This is a genomic window from Nocardia amamiensis, assembly GCF_015477605.1.
Classification (GTDB): Bacteria; Actinomycetota; Actinomycetes; order Mycobacteriales; family Mycobacteriaceae; genus Nocardia; species Nocardia amamiensis_A.
Genome location: NZ_JADLQX010000016.1, coordinates 122,217 through 144,384, shown reverse-complemented (window position 1 = coordinate 144,384; position 22,168 = coordinate 122,217). Strand labels below are relative to the sequence as shown.

General features: G+C 69.5%; 25 protein-coding genes and 1 pseudogene. 8 read left to right on the top strand and 18 right to left on the bottom strand.

The genetic code is table 11. The annotated features are described in order from the left end of the window. Positions 1-19: 19 nt before the first annotated feature. The 11 genes and pseudogenes from IU459_RS21900 to IU459_RS21850 form a co-directional block, all read right to left on the bottom strand. The gene (locus IU459_RS21900) at positions 20-1,084 is read right to left on the bottom strand and encodes a hemolysin family protein (protein WP_195131422.1); all 1,065 of its coding nucleotides are present in this window, start codon (positions 1,082-1,084) and stop codon (positions 20-22) included. After that, positions 1,077-2,459, bottom strand: coding sequence for a hemolysin family protein (locus IU459_RS21895; protein WP_195131421.1), 1,383 nt, complete (start codon positions 2,457-2,459; stop codon positions 1,077-1,079). Before IU459_RS21895 ends, IU459_RS21900 begins: the two co-directional genes overlap by 8 nt. A 241-nt stretch (positions 2,460-2,700) precedes the next feature. Further along, positions 2,701-4,137, bottom strand: coding sequence for a GuaB1 family IMP dehydrogenase-related protein (locus tag IU459_RS21890; RefSeq protein ID WP_195131420.1), 1,437 nt, complete (start codon positions 4,135-4,137; stop codon positions 2,701-2,703). A 199-nt stretch (positions 4,138-4,336) separates the two neighbouring features. Beyond that, positions 4,337-5,179 (bottom strand): DMT family transporter, encoded by an 843-nt coding sequence (locus IU459_RS21885; RefSeq protein WP_195131419.1) that lies wholly within the window; start codon positions 5,177-5,179, stop codon positions 4,337-4,339. A gap of 209 nt (positions 5,180-5,388) precedes the next feature. Further along, positions 5,389-5,608: pseudogene (locus IU459_RS21880) on the bottom strand (acetyl-CoA C-acetyltransferase); the annotation flags it as partial. A 64-nt stretch (positions 5,609-5,672) separates the two neighbouring features. Further along, positions 5,673-7,304: a DEAD/DEAH box helicase gene (locus IU459_RS21875; RefSeq protein WP_440446518.1), complete on the bottom strand. Its 1,632-nt coding sequence runs from the start codon at positions 7,302-7,304 to the stop codon at positions 5,673-5,675. A 176-nt stretch (positions 7,305-7,480) separates the two neighbouring features. Then, positions 7,481-8,419, bottom strand: coding sequence for a M56 family metallopeptidase (locus IU459_RS21870; protein ID WP_195131418.1), 939 nt, complete (start codon positions 8,417-8,419; stop codon positions 7,481-7,483). A gap of 43 nt (positions 8,420-8,462) precedes the next feature. Beyond that, positions 8,463-8,858: a BlaI/MecI/CopY family transcriptional regulator gene (locus IU459_RS21865; RefSeq protein WP_067475860.1), complete on the bottom strand. Its 396-nt coding sequence runs from the start codon at positions 8,856-8,858 to the stop codon at positions 8,463-8,465. Between the two features lie 78 nt (positions 8,859-8,936). Then, entirely contained in the window at positions 8,937-9,821 is an 885-nt protein-coding gene (locus tag IU459_RS21860) for an ABC transporter ATP-binding protein (protein WP_195131417.1), read from the bottom strand. Next, positions 9,818-10,888 (bottom strand): FecCD family ABC transporter permease, encoded by a 1,071-nt coding sequence (locus IU459_RS21855; protein WP_195131416.1) that lies wholly within the window; start codon positions 10,886-10,888, stop codon positions 9,818-9,820. The genes IU459_RS21860 and IU459_RS21855 overlap by 4 nt, the downstream gene beginning before the upstream one ends. A 68-nt stretch (positions 10,889-10,956) precedes the next feature. Then, positions 10,957-12,003, bottom strand: coding sequence for a FecCD family ABC transporter permease (locus IU459_RS21850; protein ID WP_195131415.1), 1,047 nt, complete (start codon positions 12,001-12,003; stop codon positions 10,957-10,959). A gap of 124 nt (positions 12,004-12,127) precedes the next feature. Here IU459_RS21850 and IU459_RS21845 point away from each other — a divergent pair, with 124 nt between their 5' ends. The 6 genes from IU459_RS21845 to IU459_RS21820 all read left to right on the top strand — a co-directional run bounded on the left by IU459_RS21845 (position 12,128) and on the right by IU459_RS21820 (position 17,113). After that, entirely contained in the window at positions 12,128-12,835 is a 708-nt protein-coding gene (locus IU459_RS21845; protein WP_195131414.1) for a hypothetical protein, read from the top strand. A 415-nt stretch (positions 12,836-13,250) separates the two neighbouring features. After that, positions 13,251-14,039, top strand: a complete 789-nt coding sequence (locus tag IU459_RS21840; protein ID WP_324198978.1) for a carbonic anhydrase — start codon at positions 13,251-13,253, stop codon at positions 14,037-14,039. Positions 14,040-14,138: 99 nt separating this feature from the next. Then, positions 14,139-14,528 (top strand): PaaI family thioesterase, encoded by a 390-nt coding sequence (locus tag IU459_RS21835; protein WP_440446520.1) that lies wholly within the window; start codon positions 14,139-14,141, stop codon positions 14,526-14,528. 78 nt (positions 14,529-14,606) lie between these two features. Beyond that, positions 14,607-14,909, top strand: a complete 303-nt coding sequence (locus IU459_RS21830; RefSeq protein ID WP_040778027.1) for an urease subunit gamma — start codon at positions 14,607-14,609, stop codon at positions 14,907-14,909. A 37-nt stretch (positions 14,910-14,946) separates the two neighbouring features. Beyond that, positions 14,947-15,264 (top strand): urease subunit beta, encoded by a 318-nt coding sequence (locus IU459_RS21825; RefSeq protein WP_195131411.1) that lies wholly within the window; start codon positions 14,947-14,949, stop codon positions 15,262-15,264. Between the two features lie 127 nt (positions 15,265-15,391). Further along, complete coding sequence (locus IU459_RS21820; protein WP_195131410.1) at positions 15,392-17,113, top strand: urease subunit alpha; 1,722 nt, start codon at positions 15,392-15,394, stop codon at positions 17,111-17,113. An 83-nt stretch (positions 17,114-17,196) separates the two neighbouring features. Here IU459_RS21820 and IU459_RS21815 read toward each other — a convergent pair whose 3' ends face one another. Next, positions 17,197-17,874, bottom strand: a complete 678-nt coding sequence (locus tag IU459_RS21815) for a 2OG-Fe dioxygenase family protein (RefSeq protein ID WP_195131409.1) — start codon at positions 17,872-17,874, stop codon at positions 17,197-17,199. A 393-nt stretch (positions 17,875-18,267) separates the two neighbouring features. Beyond that, positions 18,268-18,504 carry a hypothetical protein gene (locus IU459_RS39755; protein ID WP_324198977.1) on the bottom strand — a complete coding sequence of 79 codons (237 nt, stop codon included), beginning with the start codon at positions 18,502-18,504 and terminating at the stop codon, positions 18,268-18,270. 124 nt (positions 18,505-18,628) lie between these two features. Here IU459_RS39755 and IU459_RS39750 point away from each other — a divergent pair, with 124 nt between their 5' ends. Next, positions 18,629-18,745, top strand: coding sequence for an excalibur calcium-binding domain-containing protein (locus IU459_RS39750; RefSeq protein ID WP_324198976.1), 117 nt, complete (start codon positions 18,629-18,631; stop codon positions 18,743-18,745). A gap of 63 nt (positions 18,746-18,808) precedes the next feature. Here IU459_RS39750 and IU459_RS21805 read toward each other — a convergent pair whose 3' ends face one another. Further along, complete coding sequence (locus IU459_RS21805) at positions 18,809-19,519, bottom strand: TetR/AcrR family transcriptional regulator C-terminal domain-containing protein (RefSeq protein ID WP_324198975.1); 711 nt, start codon at positions 19,517-19,519, stop codon at positions 18,809-18,811. Between IU459_RS21805 and IU459_RS21800 the strand changes: the two genes are divergently transcribed. Next, positions 19,427-19,855 (top strand): zinc-binding dehydrogenase, encoded by a 429-nt coding sequence (locus tag IU459_RS21800; RefSeq protein WP_324198974.1) that lies wholly within the window; start codon positions 19,427-19,429, stop codon positions 19,853-19,855. The two genes, IU459_RS21805 and IU459_RS21800, sit on opposite strands and share 93 nt — an antisense overlap. Positions 19,856-19,953: 98 nt before the next feature. On the opposite strand, the gene IU459_RS21795 is transcribed toward IU459_RS21800, so the two are convergent. The 4 genes from IU459_RS21795 to IU459_RS21780 form a co-directional block, all read right to left on the bottom strand. Beyond that, positions 19,954-20,322: a VOC family protein gene (locus IU459_RS21795; protein ID WP_195131406.1), complete on the bottom strand. Its 369-nt coding sequence runs from the start codon at positions 20,320-20,322 to the stop codon at positions 19,954-19,956. 2 nt (positions 20,323-20,324) lie between these two features. Continuing rightward, a complete protein-coding gene (locus IU459_RS21790; RefSeq protein ID WP_195131405.1) occupies positions 20,325-20,720 on the bottom strand; it encodes a VOC family protein in 396 nt (131 codons plus the stop codon). A 136-nt stretch (positions 20,721-20,856) separates the two neighbouring features. Further along, complete coding sequence (locus IU459_RS21785) at positions 20,857-21,744, bottom strand: DUF2268 domain-containing protein (RefSeq protein WP_195131404.1); 888 nt, start codon at positions 21,742-21,744, stop codon at positions 20,857-20,859. A 243-nt stretch (positions 21,745-21,987) separates the two neighbouring features. Further along, positions 21,988-22,134 (bottom strand): DUF1059 domain-containing protein, encoded by a 147-nt coding sequence (locus IU459_RS21780; protein ID WP_195131403.1) that lies wholly within the window; start codon positions 22,132-22,134, stop codon positions 21,988-21,990. Positions 22,135-22,168 lie beyond the last annotated feature (34 nt).

Below are 22,168 nucleotides of genomic sequence, written 5' to 3'. Positions count from 1 at the left end.
CCGCCTGAACGCCGGGCCGTCATTCGATCACCCGGTGCGTGACGTCTCGGACGGTGCCGACGAACTCCTCCACCAGGTCCTCCAGCGCGACGATGCCGGTGGTGTTGCCCCGCTCGTCGACCACCCGGCCGAGGTGGCTGTTGGTGCGGCGCAGGCGGGCCAGCGCCTCGTAGAGCGCCGTGCCCATGCCCACGGTCGGCAACGGGCGGATATCGGTGCGCGGGATCGGCGTCGCGGGACCGGCGCTCTCGTCGGCGACCTTGTCGAGCACGTCCTTGACATGCAGGTAGCCGACCAGCGAGCCATCGCTGGCCCGCACCGGATAGCGGGAGAACCCGGTCTCCGCGACGGCGGACTCGACGTCGCCGAGCGTCGTACCGTTGCCCTGTAACGGAACCGACCGCGTCGCCTGCAGCGGCACCATCACATCGGCGACCACGCGTTCGCTGGTGCCGAGCGCCTGGGTGAGCCGCCGGTGCTCTTCTTCGTCCAGCAGCCCCTCCGAGCGCGACTCGCCGATCATCTCGGCCAGCTCGACCATGGACACGGTCGCCTCGAGCTCGTCTTTCGGCTCGATCCGCAACAGCCGCAGCGACAGGTTGGCGGACAGGTTGTAGAGGGCGATGAGCGGCCGGGCCAGCCGCAGCCACACCAAGTGCGCCGGAACCAGCAGCAGGGCACTGCGCTCCGGACCGGCCAGCGCGATGTTCTTCGGGATCATCTCGCCGAACAGGATGTGCAGGATCACCACGATGGTCAGCGCGACGGCGAACGCCACCGGGTGCAGCACCTGCTCGGGCAGGCCCACCAAGTCGAACGGGCCCTCCAGCAGATGCGCGACGGCGGGCTCGCCGACCCGCCCCAGCAGGATCGAGCAGATGGTGATGCCCAGCTGCGCGGCCGCGAGCATCATGGAGAGATTCTCGCCCGCCCGGATCACCGTGTTCGCGTTGCGTTTGCCCTGTGCGGCCAGCGCTTCCAGCCGGTCGCGCCGGGCGGAGATGAGCGCGAACTCGGCGGCGACGAAGAAGGCGTTGCCGCCGAGCAGCACGACGGTGAGCAGCACGCCCAAGATGTCACCCATGGCTGTGCTCCCTCGTGGCGAGGGTGCCTGCGGCGACCGGGATCAGGCGCACGCGGTCGATGCGCCGCCCGTCCATCCGTTCCACCCGGGCGATCCAGCCGCCCGCGTCGGGATCGTCGATCGCGGACCACTGCTGCGAACGGGGATTCGGCAGCACGACTTCGTCGCCCGCCATCGGGATGCGGCCCAGCCTGGTCAGGACCAGGCCGCCCAGGGTCTCGTACTCGCCCTCGGGGGCGTCGTATCCGGTGGCCCGGGAGACCTCGTCGATGCGCAGCAGGCCCGAACAGTCCCAGCCGTCCGAGACGCGCCGCACGTCGCGCTCCTCCTCGTCGTGCTCGTCGCGGACGTCGCCGAGGATCTCCTCGATGATGTCCTCCATGGTGACCAGGCCCGCGGTGCCGCCGTACTCGTCGACGACGAGGGCGACCTGCATGCCGTGGGAGCGGATGCGTTCGAGCACCTCGTCGCCGTCCAGGCTGGCGGGCACGATCGGGACCGGACGGGCGAGCATGTGCAGGGGGAGGGTCCTGCGCACCGCGGCCGGATGCGTGAACGCCTGCTTGATGTGCACGAAGCCGAGGGTGTTGTCGAGGTCGCCGTCGATCACCGGGAACCGGGAGTAGCCGGTGCGGCCGGCCGCATCGATGAGATCGGCGATGGTGTCGTCCTTGTCCAGCGATTCGATCGTCACCCGTGGCGTCATCAGTTCCTCGGCGCTGCGCTCGCCGAACTGCAGCGAGCGATCCATCACCTGGGCGGTGCGCTGATCGAGGGCGCCACGCAGGGCCGAGGTGCGGACCAGGGAGCCCAGTTCCTGTGGCGAGCGAGCCGAGCGCAACTCCTCGGCGGGTTCCACGCCCAGCCTGCGGACCACCCAGTTGGCGGTGCCGTTGAGGAAATGGATCATCCACTTGAACACCACCGAGAACGTGACCATCGGACCGGCCGTGGCGCGGGCGGTGGCCAGCGGCTTGGCGATGGCGATGTTCTTGGGTACCAGCTCGCCGTAGATCATCGACAGCGAGGTGGCCAGGATCAACGCCAGCGTGAGGGCGATGCCGTGCCCGGCCGCGTCGCTGAGCCCGATGCCGGTGAAAACCGGCTTCAGCAGCTTGGCCAGCACCGGTTCGGCGATGTAACCGGTGACCAGCGTGGTGATGGTGATGCCGAGCTGGGCGCCGGACAACTGGAACGACAGCGTGCGGTGCGCCTTGCGGACCATCCTGGCGCGGACGTCACCGGTGCGGGCGTGCGCCTCGACGGTGCTGCGTTCCAGCGCGGTGAGGGAGAACTCGGCGGCGACGAACAGAGCGGTGCCGACCGTGAGAGCGATGAATCCGATCAGGCTGAGCGCGGTGAGCGCGACGGACATCGTCAGCACCACCTGATCGGTGCCGGGAAGCGGCCTGTGCGGAATGGGACTACTGCGGGGTGGAGGACGCCGGGTTTGTCACCCGGCTCGGTAGAGGAGCCCTCCTGTGCGGCGCCCTCGGACGCGGGTGACAACTGGATCCTTTCGCGAAGTCATGGTGCCGGTATCCGGCAACCACTATGCTACCGGCCCACGCATCGGGTCGCGTGGGCCGGTGCCGCTCCGGTGCGCGTGTCGATGCTCACCAACCGCTCGGCAGCGGGCGCCCTTCGGCGAACCCGGCGGCCGACTGCACGCCGAGCACGGCCCGGTCGTGGAACTCGGTGAGGGTACGCGCGCCGGCGTAGGTGCAGGCGCTGCGGAGGCCGGAGCAGATGTGGTCGATGAGGTCCTCGACGCCGGGCCGCTCGGGATCCAGCCGCATCCGGGAACTGGAGATGCCCTCCTCGAACAACGCCTTACGCGCGCGGTCGAATTCGCTGTCGGAGGCGGTGCGCGCGGCGACGGCCCGCTTGGACGCCATGCCGAAGCTCTCCTTGTAGGCGTTGCCGTCGCGGTCGACACGCAGGTCGCCCGGGGATTCGTAGGTGCCGGCGAACCAGGAGCCGATCATCACGTTGGACGCGCCCGCGGCCAGGGCGAGCGCGACGTCGCGGGGATGGCGGACGCCGCCGTCGGCCCAGACGTGCACGCCGAGTTCCTCGGCGGCGGCCGAGCATTCGGCCACCGCGGAGAACTGCGGACGGCCGACGCCGGTCATCATGCGCGTGGTGCACATGGCGCCGGGGCCGACACCGACCTTGACGATGTCCGCTCCCGCCTCGGCCAGATCCCTGGTGCCCTGGGCGGAGACCACGTTGCCCGCCACCAGCGGGACGCCGAGACCGAGATCGCGGACCGCGGCGAGGGTTTCGAGCATCTTGGCCTGGTGGCCGTGCGCGGTGTCGATGACCAGCAGATCGGCGCCGGAGTCGACCAGGGACTTGGCCTTGGCGGCCACGTCGCCGTTGATGCCGACCGCGGCCGCGACGCGCAGCTTGCCCGCGGCGTCGACGGCGGGCTGGTAGATGCCGGCGCGCAGTGCGCCGGTGCGGGTCAGCACCCCGGCCAGGGTGCCGTCCTCGGCGGTGAGCACGGCGAAGTCGGCGTGCTCGGCGTGCAGCAGGTCGAACAGGTCGCGCGGGGTGGTGCTGGCCGGCGCCTGCACGAAGTCGGTGACCGCGACCTCGCGCAACCGGGCGAAACGGTCGACATCGGCGCAGGCCGCCTCGGTGACCACGCCGACGGGACGCCCGCCGTCGACCACGACGACGGCGCCGTGCGCGCGCTTGTGCATGAGCGCGACGGCCTCGGAGACCGAGCGGTCGGGGTCGAGCGTGACCGGGGTGTCGGCGGTGAGCGAGCGGCTCTTGACGAACGCGATGGTGTCGGCGGCCGCGGTGATCGGCAGGTCCTGCGGGAGCACGACGAGGCCGCCGCGTCGGGCCACGGTCTCGGCCATTCTGCGCCCGGCGACGGCGGTCATGTTGGCGACGACGATCGGGATGGTGGTGCCGGACCCGTCGGCCGTCGAGAGATCGACGTCGAAGCGCGACGCGACGTCCGTCCGGTTCGGGACCAGGAAGATGTCGTCGTAGGTCAGGTCGTACGGCGGCTGATGACCGGGGAGAAAGCGCACTTGACCGATGATAACCGGGAGCCGCCTCGCACGGGCCGTCGTCGGCTGCCCGGCGCCGCGGGCACATTCGGTGCGCATGGCCGACGGCTTCGCACGGCGGACATCCCACGGTAAGGGTGTGTGCCAGGCCGACGGTGCCGGGTCGACGGTGGCGGTCCGGGATCACTTGCACCGACCGGTGGCGGTTGGCGGCGACGTGTCAGGCGGCCGCCTGTGAGCGGGAGAGAGTGATGGTGGTGGCGCACATGACGATGACCGCGATTCCGGTGATGACGAGGCCCACGGTGGTGGTTCGCAGCCTTTCGTCCAGCACGGTGATACCGATGAAGACGGCGGCCAGGGGTTCGGCGATCGTCACCGCGGGCAACGACGCGGCCAGCTCGCCGGCCTGGAAGGCGCGCTGCTGGAGGTAGACGCCGGTGACGCCCGCCGCGATCAGCGCCCAAGTCTGCCAGCTGCCGAGCACGTGGCCGAGGCCATGCTCGAACAGGTCGGTGACGTGGGCGGTGAGCGCGGCGGCCAGTCCGTACAGCGAGCCGCTCGCCGCGCCGAGGAGCATCGCGCGCCACCCCGGAGCGGTCGCGGCGATGCTGCCCGCGGTCGCGGCGGCGATCAGGCCGAGCAGAACGCCCAGCGGCAGCAGCCACTCCCGCAGAGGCGCATCCGCGTTGCCCGCGTCCGGATTACCGACGAGCAGAAAGCAGGCCAGCGCCGCGGTGAGGGCCAGCGCGGCCGCCCAGGTGCCGGGTGTGACGCGGCGGTTGTTGAGTCGTGCCGACAGCGGCAGCGCGAAGACCAGCGCGCTCACCAGGATCGGCTGCACCAGCAGCACGGCGCCCAGCGCGAGCGCCGCGACCTGCATGGCGTATCCCCCCGTGTCGCCGACGACGCCCGCCCACCAGCGCGGACTGCGCAGCAGGGAGCGAACCAGGGATTCCCCCTCCGGCACGGCGGCCGCCGCCCGCTGCTGCGCGACCGCGCCGACCGCGAACAGCAGCGCGGCGAGCAGGGCGCAGAGGACGGCCGCGGCTAGATGTGTCACGACCGATCAGTGTGCTCCGCGATTGCTACGCGGCGTCGGCTGCTGAGATCGCGCGGCGCGTCGCCGTGTTCGCGCTGCCGTGTCATCGGAGGCCGTCGGCGCCGTCCAGGGGCTGCGGCAAGGGGTCTTCGCAGAGCGGCTCGACGGTGTCGCTGCGCCTGGGCGACGCTATTGGCGCCGAGCGATGTTCGGCGCCGTCGTGTGGTTGCGGCCCACTCCTCGCTCGACAGCAGCACGGCCGACGCGCCGTCGGTCAGCGGAGTGGAGTTGCCCGCGGTCATGGTCGCGCCGCCTGCCTTCACCCCGAAGGCCGGCTTCAGGGTGGCCAGCTTTGTTGACCGTGGAGTTCGGCCGCAGGTTGTCGTCGCGGGTCAGGCCCAGGAACGGCGTGATCAGGCAGTCGAAGAAACTGCGGTCGTAGGCGGCGGCCGCCGTATTCGTGTGCGCGGGGGTCTTCGCGGTGACTCGACGGTGTCGCCGCGCGTGGGCGACGCTATTGGCGCCGGTCGATGTTCGGCGCCTTCCTGTGGTTGCGGCGGGGCGTCTTCGCGGAGCGACCCGACGATGTCGCCGCACCCGTGCCGTGGCCGCCGGCTGCGCTCGGTTCTCCGCGCCGTGCCGGTTGCCGTGGGGACTTCTGCGTTTCCGGCGCAGGCGTCGTCCCACGGCGACTCCCGGAGTGTGTTGCCGCACTCGTCCCACGGCCGTTCGCTACGGCCGGTTCCCCGCGCCGTCCCGGCTGCCGTCGTGCGGACTTCGGCGTTCCCGTTGCGGGCGTCTTCCCGGAGCGACCGGACTGTGCCGCCGCACCGGTGCCGTGGCCGCCGGCTGCGCTCGGTTCTGCGCGCCGCCCCGGCTTCCTGCGCGCCGGTTTCGGCGTGTCCGTGACCGGCGTCGACGCGGGCGCGGTGGGCGCGGCGACCGGAACGCCGGACGGGCGGCGCGCACCGGTGATCGTGATCAGGGTGCGGTCGCCTGGACGGACCTCGACCCCGTCGACCTCGACCCCGGCCTTGCGGGCCATCGCCTCGACTTCCCGGCGCTCGTCATCCATCACCAGCGTGACCACCACGCCGTCCTCGCCCGCGCGGGCGGTGCGCCCGGCCCGATGCAGGTAGGCCTTCGGCTCGGCGGGCGGATCGACGTGCACGACGAGGGAGATTCCATCGACGTGGATGCCGCGCGCGGCGACGTCGGTGGTGACCAGCACGGGCACCGAGCCGTCGGCGAACGCGGCGAGGGTGCGGGTCCGGTTGTTCTGCGCCTTGCCGCCGTGCAGCGCGCCCGCGGCGATGCCCGCGCCGCGCAATTGTTTGGCGAGCCGGTCGGCGCCGTGTTTGGTGCGAACGAACATGATGGTCAGCCCGTCCCGCCCGGCGATCTCGGTGGCGACCGCTCGTTTGGCTACCTTGTCGCGCACGTACAGCAGGTGGTGCGACATCGTGGCGACCGACGCCGACGGCGGCGCGGTGGAGTGCGTGACCGGCGCGCGCAGGTAGCGCTTGACCAGCTTGTCCACCTCGCCGTCCAGTGTGGCGGAGAACAGCAGGCGCTGGCCGTCGCGTGGCGTCCGATCCAGCAGCTTGGTCACCTGCGGCAGAAAGCCCATGTCGGCCATGTGGTCGGCCTCGTCCAGCGCGGTGATCACCACGTCGGACAGGTCGGCGGACCCTTGCGCGATCAGGTCGGCGAGCCGTCCCGGTGTGGCGATGAGCAGGTCGACACCGCGGGCGAGCCGGTCGGCCTGGCGTTTGATCGGTGCGCCGCCGACCACCGAGGCCACGCGCAGGCCGAGCGCGAGCGCCGGTTCGTCGAGCGCGCGCTCGATCTGCGCGGCCAGTTCGCGGGTCGGCACCAGCACGAGTCCGCGCGGCCTGCCCGGCTTGGCCGGTGCGCCCGCCAGGCGGGTGAGCATCGGGAGGCCGAAGGCCAGGGTCTTGCCGGAACCGGTCGGGCCGCGGCCGAGCACGTCCTTGGCGGCCAAGACGTCCGGCAGTGTGGCGGCCTGGATCGGGAACGGCGTCTCGATGCCGTCGCGCCGCAGTGCCTGCACGAGCACGGCGGGCAGGCCCAGGTCCGCGAAGGTCACGGTGGGCGCCACGGCGACGGTGGTCGAGGGGGTCACGAGGTGGGGGTGCCTTTCGTCGCACAGCGCGTTCACGCGGAACGCGCTGTTCGGTGGGATCGAGAGCGGTGCACGGTGCGGTTCACCGCGCTGCGGCGCGGCGATGACGCGCCAGAAGCCGAGAGAGGTGCGGCCGACCGGAAAGCCGGGCCGAGTGTCCAGGATACGGCCGGGTGTCAGCCGTGGAACAGCCGACTCAGCTCCACGAGCCATGGGACGGCCACAGCCAGCGTCGGCACCACCAGGATGGCGGCGGAGCCGAGATAGGCGGCGGTGGCGATGCGCACGTCGCCGATCCGCTCGCTGAGCCGCTGGATGCGGATGAGCGTGGTGGGTCCGCCCGCGGCGAGCGCGCCTTGCGGCGCGGTGGACTTCGCGCACGCGACGAGGGCGCGGGCCAGCGGCTTGGGGCCGGTGACCTTGACGGCGGAATCGTCGGCGAGCAGTTCGATGAGCAGTTTCACCGAGCCGAGCGCCGCCTTGCTGCGCACCACGCGGGGGAACGCCTCGTGCACGGCGGTGAACGCCTCCAGCACCAGATCGTGCCTGGCGCGCAGGTGCGAACGCTCATGGCTGACGATGGCGGTGATCTCGGCGTCGGGGAGCTTGGTCAGGGTGCCTTCGCTGAGCACCACGCGCTGGCGCAGGCCGGGCAGGCAATAGGCGATCGGCTCGGGGGCGGCCAGGACCCGGATGTCGGCCGCTCGCCGCTGTGGACCGCTCTGGTCGAGCAGGTCGACGAGCATCCGGTGGCGTGCCCGCCGCCTGCGGGTGTGCACGCCGACCCGGATGATCGCGTAGATCAGTCGCGCGCCGATCAACAGCGTGAGCGCGAACACGAACACGTACGCCGACCACAGCGGCAGACCGAGGGCGTCGATCTCGCGCGTCGGCGAGGTGGTGGGGCGACCGTCCGGGCCGGGCACGAGCAGCTCGGCGGCGATGGCCAATCCGGAGCCGAACGCGCTGAGCACGGCGGCGAGCGCGATGGCCTGCCAGAGCACGAGCGCTGCGCGGGGCGTCCGGTAGGTCCAGGTCGCCCGGCTGAGCAAGGCCGGGGCAGGCCCCGCGAGAAGCAATGCGAGTCCGGCGAAGACCGGCGCGGTTGCGTTCATCGACTCAGCTCACTGCGTTGTGGGGCCAGGGCGCCCGAGGAGTCTACTGCGGCGGCGGTGCCGAGTCCTCTTCGGTTGCTTCGAGCTTAGCGAGTGCTTCGCGCAAGGCGGCAGCCTCGTCCTTGCCGACCTGCTCCACGAAGTGCACCAGCGCGGCGGCGCGACTGCCCGCCGCGTCGGCCTGTTGCAGCGCGTCGACCATCAGACTGGCCACCAGCTCGTCGCGGGTATGCACCGGCGCATAGCGGTGCGCGCGGTCGTCGCGCCGCTGTACCACCAGGTTCTTCTTCGCCAGGCGTTGCAGCACGGTCATCACCGTGGTGTACGCGAGCTCACGGCGTGCGGCGAGCGCCTCGTGCACCTGCCGCACCGTCTGTGGTTCGTCGGCCGACCACAACTGGTCCATGACCGCTTTCTCGAGTTCACCAAGACCTGCCATTCCACAATCTTAGGTACTCAACGACGAGGATGCGTACTACAGGGTGTCGTAACTATGGAGTAGCTGGTGTGGCATTTCTCATAGCCGCCGGTTCGGCGGGGCCTCCGGCCCGCCCGCCTTGCCGCGCACATGCCTGGCGCCGATCGGCACGATCATCGGCCGGCCCGAAACCGGGTCCTCGAGCACGGCGGCGTCCAGCTCGAAGACCTCGCGCAGCAGCTCGACGGATATCACCTCGGCCGGGGCGCCGCCGGCGACGACGCGTCCGCCGTGCATGACCACCAGCTGATCGCTGTAGCGGATCGCGAGGTTCAGATCGTGCAGCACCATGACGACGGTGCGTCCCAGGTCGGCGTGCAGCCGGTCGACCAGGTCGAGCACCTCGATCGAATGCGCCAGATCCAGGTAGGTGGTCGGCTCGTCGAGCAGCAGGATGTCGGTGCCCTGGGCCAGCGCCATGGAGATCCAGGCGCGCTGGCGCTGTCCGCCGGACAGTTCGTCCAGCGCGCGGTCGGCCAGGTCGGCGATTCCGGTTTGCTCCAGCGCGGTCGTCACCTCGGTTTCGTCCGCGGCCGACCACTGCCGGAACCAGGACTGGTGCGGGTGGCGTCCGCGTGCGACGAGATCGGCGACGGTGAGTCCCTCCGGGGCGACCGGCGATTGAGGAAGGATGCCGATCACGCGGGCCACGTCCTTGGTCCGCATCGTCGAAATGGCCTTGCCGTCCAACAGCACTCGGCCTTCCCGTGGCCGCAGCAGGCGGCCGAGCGAGCGCAGCAGCGTGGACTTTCCACAGCCGTTCGGCCCGATCACCGTGGTGATCACACCCGGTGCGATGTCGAGGCTCAGACCCTCGACGATCATCCGTTCGCCGTAGCCGAGGGTGACGTCGTCCGCGCCGAGCCGGTGCTCCGGTGCGTCGGCCCGCGCCGAGGTATCGGGGGTGGTGTCCGCGATCGTCATGACAGCGTGGCCTTCCGGTTCATACGCACGAGCAGATACAGCAGGAACGGACCGCCGAACGCCGCGGTCACGACACCGACCGGCAGATCGGCCGGGAACAGGGTGCGCGACGCGACATCCGCGCCTATCACCAGGATCGCGCCGATCAAGGCTGCGCCGACGAGCGGTTCACCGGGGGTGCGCAACAGGCGGCGGGCGATCTGCGGCGCGGTGAGGGCGACGAAGCCGACCGGCCCGGCGGCGGCCGTGGCGAGAGACGCGGCGACCACGGCCGCGCCGATCAGCACCGCCTGCTGGGTCTGGATTCGCACGCCGAGCCCACGCGTGGTCTCCGCACCGAGGCGCAGGGCGGCGAGCGTGCGTGCGGACCCGAGGGCCAGGACGGCGACGACGACCACCGCGATGGCCGTCGGCGCCAGATTCGCTGCGTCGGCCGAGTTCAGTGATCCGTTGAGCCACAGCTGCGCGCGCTGGGCATCGGCAAGCGTGGCTCGGGTCAGCAGCGAGCTGATGGCCGCCAGCAGCAGTGCGTTCACGCCGACGCCGATCAGCACCAGCCGCAATCCGGTGGCGCCGTGCGCGCCGGTGCGGTCGCGACCCCAGGCGAGCAGGTAGACGGCCACCGCGGTGAGCAGGCCGCCCGCCAGCGCGGCCACGGGCGCGCCCACCGAGGCGGCCAGTCCGGTGCTCGCGCCGCCGCCGACGACGAGCACGCCGACCGCGCCCAGGCTCGCACCCGAGGTGATGCCGAGCATGTCCGGCGCGGCCAGCGGGTTGTGCAGGATGGACTGCGTGATCGCGCCCGCGAGGCCGAGCGCGAGACCGACCACCAGCGCGGTGAGCGCGCGCGGCAGCCGGGACTCCAGCACGATGAACCGCTGCGCCTTGGTGCCGCCTCCGGCCAGCACCTCCAGCACGCGCCCGAGCGGCAGGTGTGACTCGCCGACCGCGATGTCGAGGCACAGCAATCCGAACGCGATCGCGGCGAGCGCCGCGACAGTCAGAACCATCGTCGGGCGCAACACCATCGACACCGGGCCGACGCGCAGGGCCGGACGTGCGGTCATGGTTCGTAGCGAAAGCGTCACAGGACCACCATCTTCGGCTGTACCAGCGTTTGCGGGCAATGAAATTGTCACAGGCTCGTCAGCTTCCGGCGCCGGACGAACGCGAGGAAGAACGGCGCTCCGAGCACGGCGAGCATCACACCGACCTCCAGCTCGCCGGGCCGGGCCACCAGACGGCCGAGGATGTCGGCGATCAGCAGCAGCAACGCGCCGAAGAGTCCGGAATATGGAATCAGCCAGCGATAGTCCGGCCCGGTGACCATCCGCGCGAGATGTGGGACTGCGAGGCCGAGGAACGCGATCGGCCCCACCGCCGCGGTCGCCGCGCCCGCCAGCAGCACCACGGCCGCCAATCCCAGTGCGCGGCTGCGGCCGACGTGCACCCCGAGCCCGCGCGCGACCTCGTCGCCGAGGCCGATCAGATTCAGTCCCGGCGCCGCCACTACAGCGAGCACCATGCCGGCCGCCAGAAACGGCAGCACCTGCCAGAACACCGCGGCGTCGCGGCCCGCGACCGTGCCGACCACCCAGAACCGGTAGGTGTCCAGGGCGGTGGCGTCGAACAGCACGACGGCGTTGGTCATGGCCTGCAGGAACGCGGTCACCGCCGCGCCCGCGAGCACCAGGCTCAGCGGGCTCGCCTTCCCGCCGCCGACGGCCGAGGCCCCGAACACCACCAGCCCGGCGAGCAGCGCTCCGGCGAACGCGAACCAGATGTACTGCTCCGGTGCGCTGAACGAGAACAGGTACACGCTCAGTGCCGCGAGGAAGGCCGCGCCCGCGTTCAGGCCGAGCAACCCGGCGTCGGCGAGCGGGTTGCGGGTGTAGCCCTGGATGAGCGCGCCCGCGATGCCCAGCGCCGCCCCGCAGACCAGCGCGAGTGCGGTGCGCGGAAGACGCAGGCCGCGCACGATCTGTTCTTCGGTCGAACCGGCCGCGCAGGTGAAAGGTCCGCCTGGACAGCTGAGTGCATGGTGGACGGCGTCGTACACGGTTCCCGGCGCGAGCGAGCGTGCGCCGACCGCGATACCGGCCACCACGGCGAGCAGCAGCAGTGCGGTGGCGGCCAGGAGCCCGGAAAGACGACGCCGCCTCACGGTGGCAAGGGAGGTCACGGCGACGAACTGCTCCTGAATCGGCGATACGGTTGCTAAGTCTGGTAAGCCTAACCTATCTTTCGCTATCGACACCGCACGGCCGAATGTCCGTGGCGACAGAGCCGACCCCCAAGGAGGTTCGATGACCGAGCTCATCACCACGCCCCATCGACCGACGGTGGCGTTCGGGCGCACCTGTGCCCGGCTCCGCGCGCTGCAACCGGAGCATCCGCGGGTCTACGCCGTGGCAGCGATGGCCGAGCAGGGCAAGCGGCGCTGGTGGCGACTCTCGGACGGCGTGCGCGAGGGCCGCGTCGAACTCATGTACCGGCGTCACGCGGCGGAGATGATCAGCGCCGGGATCGCCGCGGAAGTGGTTGCCACAGCGCTGATCCACGCGATCGCGGGGCGAGTGGTCGCGCTGCTCGTGGCGGAGGGGCGGGCGTGGGATCCCGGCCTGGAGAACCTCTGGATCCACACCGACAATGACGGCGGCATCGACTGGGCGGGTTTGTCGGACACCACTATTCGCGTGCTGGACGGCGATCCGCTGGCGGGCGAACCGGGCGTGGTCGCCCTGCCCTGCGCGGAGGCGATGTACGTCTGGCTCGCGCACCGCTGTGAGTCCGCGTTGACGGTCGTCCAGGAGAACCTGGTGCGCTGCTCCGGCCTGAGCCGCCGCAGGTTCTGGTCACTTGTCGTCGAGTCCATCACGGGCGCTTCGACTTACGTACCGGATCTCGCGCGGGCCGATTCCGCCCTCGGCGCGCGCCGCGGGCAAGGCTTGCTGGCGGCCATGGCCGAGCGCGGACTACCGGTGCGTCGCTCGGGGACTTGCCTAGTTAGGTAAGCCTGACCTACAATAGGCTCGGCGTACGGATCGCGTGAGAGTCCCGAGGGCTGCGGTGACCCCCGATTCCTTGCCCGCGACGGGCTCCACCCACCGGTGGGGCCCGTCGCTCTGTGTCTGTGTGAACTATGTCGCGGAACTCCACTCTGGCGTGCCGGTCACTCCCAGGTCTACGCTGACGCCGACACGAACGTGAAATACGCCGAGTACCAGGGTATTCGACGTCCGAACGCCGGCCGGCCCGTCGCCGCGCCCGTGTCGCGATCATCGATGCGCAACGCCGCGCACCGCGTCCGAGTCGTCGACGAGGCCAGGTATGTGGTCGGACCGGCATTCGCGGTGGCTCACCGAACAGTTCGAGGGGTGTGCGGGTTTGCCCAGCATCAGACGATCCCGTTTTCGTTCGATCGCGGCCGTGTCGGCCGTTGCGGCAGTGCTTGTTTTCTCCGCCTGTGGCCGTGGCGAGCAGCCGGAACACAGCCGCGCGGCCGTCCCGAGCAGTGCGCCCGCGCATGTCGCATCACACTGGGACTACGACGCGGACGGCCCCGACCATTGGGCCGACCTCGACCGGGACTACCTGGCCTGCAAGAGCGGCCACCAGCAGTCACCGATCGACCTGCCGAGTCACACGCGACTCGAGCCGTCCGAGCACATCACCATCGACTACCACTCGGTGCCCGGGCTGACCCTGCGGAACACCGGGCACACCGTGCAGGCAAATCTCCCCGCGGACAACGGAAATCGCATCGTGGTCGACGGCGTGCCATTCGACCTCGCGCAGTTCCATTTCCATCTGCCGAGCGAGCACACGCTGGACGGCGCGGGCACGACGATGGAAGTGCACTTCGTGCACAGGAGCGCGGCCGGCAAGCTGGCCGTACTCGGTGTGCTCATGCAAGCCACGCCGGACCCTTCGCCCTTCGATCCGATCATCACGCTCTCGCCGGATGTCGTGGACGCCGAGACCACCGTCACGGGCCCGCTCGACCTGCGCGCGCTCCTGCCCGGTGTCCTCGACCAGTTCCGGTATCAGGGTTCGCTCACCACGCCACCGTGCAGCGAGGGCGTGTCCTGGACGGTGCTCGGCAATCCGGTCCCGGTGGCGGCGGCCGACGCCGATCGATACCGGACCCTGTTCGCGCACAGCAACCGGCCGACCCAGCCGTTGAACGGACGGACGGTCACGGTGGCAGGCGGCTGAGGCCGCGGCGACCGGCGCGACCGGCTATGCGACAGTGAATGCATGACACAGCAGGAAACTCGCCAGGTCGGCTCGCTGGCAGGCGTCACGCCCGAGCAGATGAACGAATACAGCGAAGGCACCTTCGCCGACCTGATCGGCCTGCGTTACACCGAGCTGACCCCCGACCGCGTGCGCGGCGAGTGGGTCGTCGAACCGCACCTCTACCAGCCGGCCGGCATCCAGAACGGCGGCGTGTACTGCACCGTCATCGAAACGCTCGCCAGCATCGCAGGCGGGATCTGGTTCGGCGACCAGGGCACGGTGGTCGGCGTCAACAACAACACCGACTTCCTGCGCGCGGTGCGCGAAGGCACGCTGACCGGCGAGGCCACCCCGCTGCATCGCGGCAGGCTCCAGCAACTGTGGCAGGTCGTCATCACCGACGAGCGGGGCCGCACCGTCGCCCGCGGGCAGGTGCGGTTGCAGAATCTGCCGCACCGTTCCTGAGCGCGGTCGTCCGGCGACGGCGGAACGGGCGTGCCAGAATGTCCGTCACCCGCCACTGCGACCCGGTGAGGAGCCCGGATGCGACTGTCACCGCATGAGCAGGAGCGCCTGCTGCTCAGCTACGCCGCCGAGCTGGCCCGGCGCAGGCAGGCACGCGGGCTGAAGCTGAACCATCCCGAGGCGGTCGCGCTGATCACCGACCACGTGCTCGAGGGCGCGCGGGACGGCCGCACCGTCGCCGAACTGATGTCCTCCGGGCGAACAGTGCTCACCCGCGCGGACGTGATGGAGGGCGTGCCCGAGATGATCCCCGACGTCCAGGTCGAGGCGACCTTCCCGGACGGCACCAAGCTCGTCACCGTCCACCACCCGATCGGCTAGGAGGGCGCATGCGACACCAGCGGTCCCGAGGCGCGGCATGATCCCCGGTGAGTACTTCTGCGCCGATGGCGTCATCGAACTGAACTCCGGGGCGGACCGGACCGAGCTCGAGGTGGTCAACACCGGCGACCGGCCGGTGCAGGTCGGCAGCCATGTGCACTTCCCGCAGGCGAACGCGGCCCTGGATTTCGACCGCGACGCCGCGCACGGCCGACGGCTCGACATCCCGGCCGGGACCGCGGTGCGCTTCGAACCCGGCCTCGCGCAGCGGGTTTCGCTGGTCCCGCTGGGCGGAACCCGCGAGGTACACGGCATCAGCCTGACCCCGCCCGGGCGCTTGGACCGACCGGCATGAGTGAGCGCGGCGAGCGAATCATCGACATAGTGCGCACCGCGTATGACGGAACCGAGCGTCGGCGAGGCGTAGTCATCGGCGATCCTGGCCCGGTTCCAGCCCAGGTCACGGAAGGGATGGTGCCGCGATGGGCGAGCTGAGCCGGGCGCGGTACGCGGAACTGTTCGGGCCGACCACCGGAGACCGGATCCGGCTCGCCGACACCGATCTGCTGATCGAGATCACCGAGGACCGCAGCGGCGGACCGGGCCGGGCCGGTGACGAGGCCGTGTTCGGCGGCGGGAAAGTGCTGCGCGAATCCATGGGCCAGTCCCGCGCGACCCGCGCCGAGGGTGCCCCTGACACGGTGATCACCGGCGTGGTGATCATCGATCACTGGGGAATCATCAAGGCGGACGTCGGCATTCGCGACGGACGGATCAGCGCCATCGGGAAGGCGGGCAATCCCGACACGATGACGGGGGTGCACCCGGATCTGGTCGTCGGTCCCTCCACCGAGATCATCGCGGGCAACGGGCGCATTCTCACCGCGGGCGCCATCGACTGTCACGTGCACTTCATCTGCCCGCAGCTGATGGACGAGGCGCTCGGCGGCGGCATCACCACGCTGATCGGCGGCGGCACCGGGCCGGCCGAGGGCAGCAAGGCGACCACGGTGACGCCCGGCGCGTGGCATCTGGCGCGGATGCTGGAGGCCACCGACGGCTGGCCGGTGAACATCGTGCTGCTCGGCAAGGGCAATACCGTCAGCGCCGAGGCCATGTGGGAGCAATTGCGCGGCGGCGCTTCCGGTTTCAAGCTGCACGAGGACTGGGGCTCGACGCCCGCCGCGATCGACGCCTGCCTCGCCGTCGCCGACGCGGCGGGCGTGCAGGTGGCGTTGCACTCGGACACGTTGAACGAGGCCGGTTTCGTCGAGGACACTCTCGCGGCGATCGCGGGCCGCGGCATCCACGCCTACCACACCGAGGGAGCGGGCGGCGGGCACGCGCCCGACATCATCACCGTCGCTTCGCATCTCAACGTGCTGCCCAGCTCGACCAACCCCACCCGCCCGCACACCGTCAACACCCTCGACGAGCATCTGGACATGCTCATGGTGTGCCATCATCTGAGCCCGTCGATCCCGGAGGATCTGGCGTTCGCCGAAAGCCGCATCCGTCCGTCCACCATCGCGGCGGAGGATCTGCTGCACGACTTGGGCGCCATCTCGATGATCGGCAGCGACTCGCAAGCCATGGGCCGCATCGGCGAGGTCGTGCTGCGGACTTGGCAGACCGCGCACGTGATGAAACGCCGCCGCGGTCCGCTGCCCGGCGACGGTGCGGCCGACAACGCCCGCGTCCAGCGCTACGTCGCGAAATACACCATCTGCCCGGCCGTCGCGCACGGCCTCGATCACGAGATCGGGTCGGTCGAGGTCGGCAAGCTCGCCGACCTGGTGCTGTGGGAGCCCGCGTTCTTCGGCGTCCGCCCGCACGCCGTGCTCAAGGGCGGCGCGATCGCCTGGGCCGCGATGGGCGACGCCAACGCCTCCATTCCCACACCGCAGCCCGTATTGCCGCGCCCCATGTTCGGCGCAGCCCCCGGGCCCGCCGCCGCCACCTCCCTGCACTTCGTCTCCGAGCAGGCGATCGAGGACGGACTCGCCGACCGCCTGCGCGTCCACCGCAAACTCGCGCCGGTCCGCAACGTCCGCCGCGTGACGAAAACCGACCTGCCCCACAACGACGCCATGCCGCGCATCGAAGTCGACCCGGACACCTTCACCGTCCGCATCGACGGCGAGGTCTGGCGCGAACAGCCCGCCACCGAACTCCCCATGGCCCAGCGCTACTTCCTCTTCTGACCTGCTTACGAGTGGCACATGGCTGCGGCGAAACGCGGGAAGGGTGCTCACCGGTGTGCCACTCGCGCACGAATCGAGCCACTTCAGGCGGGTGCGAACGTCACCACCAGGACGTCGCGGTAGGCGGGGCGGCTTCGGTCCACCGGACGCACCGGTGACACGCTGTGCAGGGTGCGTCGGTCATCCCCGATGAGCAGGTCGCCTGGCTCGCGGAGGGGGGTCGTCAATAGTGGTGTTCCGTCCTGATCGAGCACGGAGCTTTCGCCGCCTGCGGCGTTCTGCCGTCCGACCAGGAGCGAAGAGACCAGGGTGACACCGTCGCGGTGCAGGCCCTCTGGTGTGGGCAGTCCCTCCGCGTCCGCTGATGCGATGACGCGAAAAGGATGCACCTTCGCATTCCACACCGGTGGGTCGTCCAGCGCCGTCGCCAACCGTCCGAGCAACCGCAGCACCGCGCGGAACACGGGGTCGGCCATGAACGGCTCGGTCAATGGCTCGAAGGTGCGGTCCACGCCGACGTAGAGCGGGTTGCTGTTCTCCGGCTGTACGAAGGAGACCTGCGGCAGGGGCTCGAGCTGCGCCGTCGCCGCGGTGAACGAGAACCATCCATATCGGCGTAGCCTGCGCGTGCCCTGCTCGGAGGCGTACCTGTCCGCGCACAGCGTTTCCCAGTGGGTACGAAACCGGTCCCAGGCGCCCTCTTCCAAGCCGAGACACGATGTCGTCACAGCAGCCGGCATCAGCTGGGCGCCATCGGACATCAAGGCATTGCGGGCTGCCTCCACCAACTCGTCCGCCGACCGACCTTCGGTGGACGAGGCAACACTCGGAACGTTCCGTGAATCGTAGGACTTTCTCTGCACGAAAGGGTCCTGCCTTCCTCGGCCTTTCTATGAGAATTCCCCATAGCCGCTCGGCAAACAGGCTGAATCGCGGCATACCTGACGTCGTGAGGTTTGTATGCGGTCATGCCCCACCCCGACGTAACTGTCGTGAAGCCGCCTCGTCGCACATATCCGGCACGCCGGTGTAGCGGAGTTCCCCGCGCTGTGAAGATCAACTGGGTTGTAGCCCAAGCGTTCTCGGTAACGGCAGCTTCGGGAAGAACGATGGTTCCAGCGCGACGGCCGGTCGGGGAATAGGTCCGTCAACCATCACTCAGTCGCACGTTTACTCCGAGAACAGGAAATCATGGCTGTATCAGCGCGACGCACCGCGATCATCGCCACCGTCATCGCCGCAGCATCGATCGGCGCTGCCGCCTGCAATACCGACGCCGCGTCCACATCGACGACCTCTACCCGCGCCACCAGCGCGTCAGCCGCCACAACCACTCCGACGACCACCACCCCGGCCACATCGTCCCCGAGCGCGCCGACGACCACTTCCACGACAACCGCACCGGCGCCGCCTCCCGCAGCCGTTGTCCCGACAACTCCGCCTGCTGTCGTCGCTCCACCGCCGCCCGCCGCACCTGCCCCTGCCGCGACCCCGCCACCGGCGCCCGCGCCCAACGTGTACTACCCGAACTGCGCGGCTGCCCGGGCGGCGGGCGCGGCACCACTGCGCCGGGGCGAGCCCGGCTACAGTTCCAAACTCGACCGCGACAATGATGGAATTGCCTGCGAATAACCTTGATCCGAACGAATTCCGTCTGTTGCCGACTGATGGGTCGGTCGTCGGTTGCTTGCCTGTTCACTTCTGTTGATGGCCGGCGCGCATTCTGTCCAAACCATCGAGGATCAAGTCGAGGCCGAATTCGAACTCGGTTTGATCGTCGCACCAACCCAATGTCGAGTCGGGGTCGTCGTGGGTGATCTCCGACAGCATTCCCACGATATTCGGCAACTGCTCGGCCATCGCGGCAAGATCGGCGCCGGTCTCGGAATCGGCGCCGGTGTCACCGGGGTCGAACAGTTCCTGGGTGAATCCCAATGCCCGGCTGCCCAGCGTGTGCATCGCGTGGTGGGCCAGATCGTAGGAGAATCCCCCCGCCAGCATGAGGCCGAGCAGCGCGTCGTAGTAGCGCAGCACCTCGAGGCTGACGGTGGTTCGTGTTTCGAACAAACCCGGAGCCCATCGGTGGCGTAGCAGCACCTCACGCGCGGTGAGGATGCGCTGCCGGACCGATGTCTTCCAGTCGGCTGCCGGCGGCACGATGTCCATCTTTTCGACGGCGTCGTTGATCTCTCGGGCGACGAGATCGACGATGCCGTCGAGGAGGTCGTCCTTTTTTGCCACGTGGTAGTACAGCGACATCGCCTCGGCGCCGAGTTCTTCGCCGAGGCGGCGCATGGTCACCGACTGGATGCCGTGCTCGTCGGCGATCCCGATCGCGGCCCGGAGCACACGCTCTCGGCTGAGCCGGACACGGGGCTCGGGTCCCGGTTCGGCTCGAGCGGCCACGGGCGTCCTCCCTTCCTCGCCGTGATCGTACAACGTAAGGCCGCACCATTGACCGCTATCCGGCCGCAGCGCAACCCACCACCTCAGGGGTGGGCCGTTGATCGCCCGGTTGATGCCGGGTGGCCTCGGGCTGCGTCGACCGCGCGGCGAGCGGTATCGGCGGACACGGTCGGACACCGAGGCAAACAACAGGACCTGGTCACGCTGACCGAGTTGATCGAGGCAGGCAAGGTAACCCCGGTGATCGACCGATGCTACCCATTCGGCGAAATTTCAGCGGCCATCGAATACCAAGAAGCCGGCCACGCCAGCGGCAAGGTGGTGGTCACGGTCTGAGACCGACCCACGTAACGTGCGCATGAGCGTGCATTGCGGCTACGTGGCCCGTCGCACCTCGATGCGAACGGGCCGCGTATGCCGTTCGGTGCGAAATGCTACTGCTGCAAGACGGACAAGACATTGCCCGCGGGATCGGTGAACCAGGCGATCAGCGGACCGCCGCCCCGGTGGATGCCCTTCTCGTCCTGCTCGGCGAAGTCGTAGCGTTCGAAACGCACATCGCGGCGGACGAGCTCGTCGACGGCCGCCTCGATGTCGGGCACCGGAAAGTTCAATATCGTGAACGTCGCTGGGGTGTGGTCTGGTTTCGGGTACACCAGGACCGTGCCCCCGCCGCCCAGCTGCAGGTTGAGCATCCCGTTCTCTTCGGAGACCCGCAGGCCTAATGTCTCGGCGTAGAACGTCTTGGCTGCCTCGATATCGTCCACCGAGAACCCGCTGAACGCGTCGCTGTCGGCAAGCATCACTATGTCCTCTCGGTCATCGCGGCCCGATGCTGCGGGCTCAGCTGAATGAGTTGAAGGTAGTTACCATCGGGGTCGATCGCGGCCGCGAACAGACTGCCGTCGCGGTCTTCGAGTTCGGCCAGCCACCGGCCTCCGAGGTCATCGATCCGATCGACTACCGCGCGGGCGTCGTCCACGTCGACGTTCAGGATCATCCGGCCCGGCTCGGGGTTCTTGTCGCCGACGTCGGCGCGACTGTCGATCAGTACGTAGAAGCCGCCGAAGTCCAGGACATCGTAGCCGGGATCGCCGGGCGTGCGATCGACCTTCAGCGCGAACGCCGTGGCATACCAGTCACGCAGGCGCGTCGGATCGGTGCTGGACAACAGCAGACTGCCGATTGTGGGTGTCGTCATACCGGTTGAGACGGCACGAGACCGACGAACTCATCGGCGCGTTACCGCGCCGAGGTGCAGTCCGTACGACTGGATGGGACAGATCGATCGTGGTGGCTGATGGCTACAGCTGTGCGGCGGGCAGCCGGGAAGGTGATCAGCTCGCGCGCTGGAGCGCGGTAGCAATGATCTCCGAGCTGTCGGCGTGCAGGGCCTGGGCCGCGGTCTGCCCTGTCGCTGCCAGGTAGGCGTCGACAATCCTGTTCCCGACGGCATATCCGGCCCCGGTGGGCAAGCCCACGGGGGTAACGCCGAAGCGTTCCGCGATAGCGTCGCCGTGCACCCAGGCGGTGAAGTTCTGCATACCGGTCACGCCGAGGCCCGACACCACCTTGGCGAAGACCGCCTCGTCGCGTAGGTGTGGGACGCCGATGCGGGTGTAGCCGAGGTTGTCGCCGTAGAGCTGGCGGGCGAACGCATCGGCCAGGCCTTCGGAGACCACGTGCTCGCCGACCGTGACGGTCGTCGGGTTCCACACCACCCCGCCCGGGCTGTAGCGCAGGTTGTGGTTGAGCTCGTGGACGGCGGTGGCCTCCAGCCGCTCCACATTCTCGGGGTAGGGCCACAGCGTGATGAGAATGAAGCCCGACATCCCGCCGTTTCCGGTGATGCCGAGGCTGGGACCCATGAAGTGGGCATCGCCGGGGTCGCCGAGCACGAACAGCACGGTGATGTCCGGGACCTCGAGTCCCGGCGTCGCCGCCGACTGCGTGGCGAGCGCATCGTCCAGAGCGCGCTGCATTCGCTCCCAGGCATCGGCCGCCGCCAGCGTCTCGAGTGCGTCGAGGCAACGGTCCTCGTCGCGGTCGAGAGGGAATCCGGCCCCTAGCCGGTGCATGTCGACGAGGTCGACGTCCCCGGGGAAGTAGCGGTACATGCCGCTGACGGGCTCGAGCATGGTGTGCAGCATGGCGGCGCGATCCGCGGCCGGAGCCCGCAGGATCTGCCGCATAGCCGAGTAGGTATCGAGAACGGTGATCGTCATGACCGCCGACACTAAACATTGACGCATGGTCGAGGTCAACTGAATTAGTGGTCTACCGGGTCGGGTACCGATACCTTCTTCTCGTGGCAGCCGGTGGCGATTTCGGCGGAACGCGTTACCTCGTGCGCCACCGCATCTCGGCACACGAGGTTGTCGAGCCGAACCGGCACGTCGCTCACACCGTCGCGAACCTCACTTCCGGACAACTGATAACGAGGTGCTCAGGTGCTGGGGCTTCAACCCTCAGTAAGCGATGAAGAGGATTTCGTCCCGTGAGTAGTCGTGGCCGGGGTGGTTCGCGGCGAGGTGGGCTTGCGTCTTCTCGACGAGATCGTCCTCGTCCACGCCGGTGATGTGTTCGCCGCAGGGGCAGTTGAGCCTGGTCTTCATGTCGCCTCTTCGAGTCGTCGGTTCGTCAACGCCG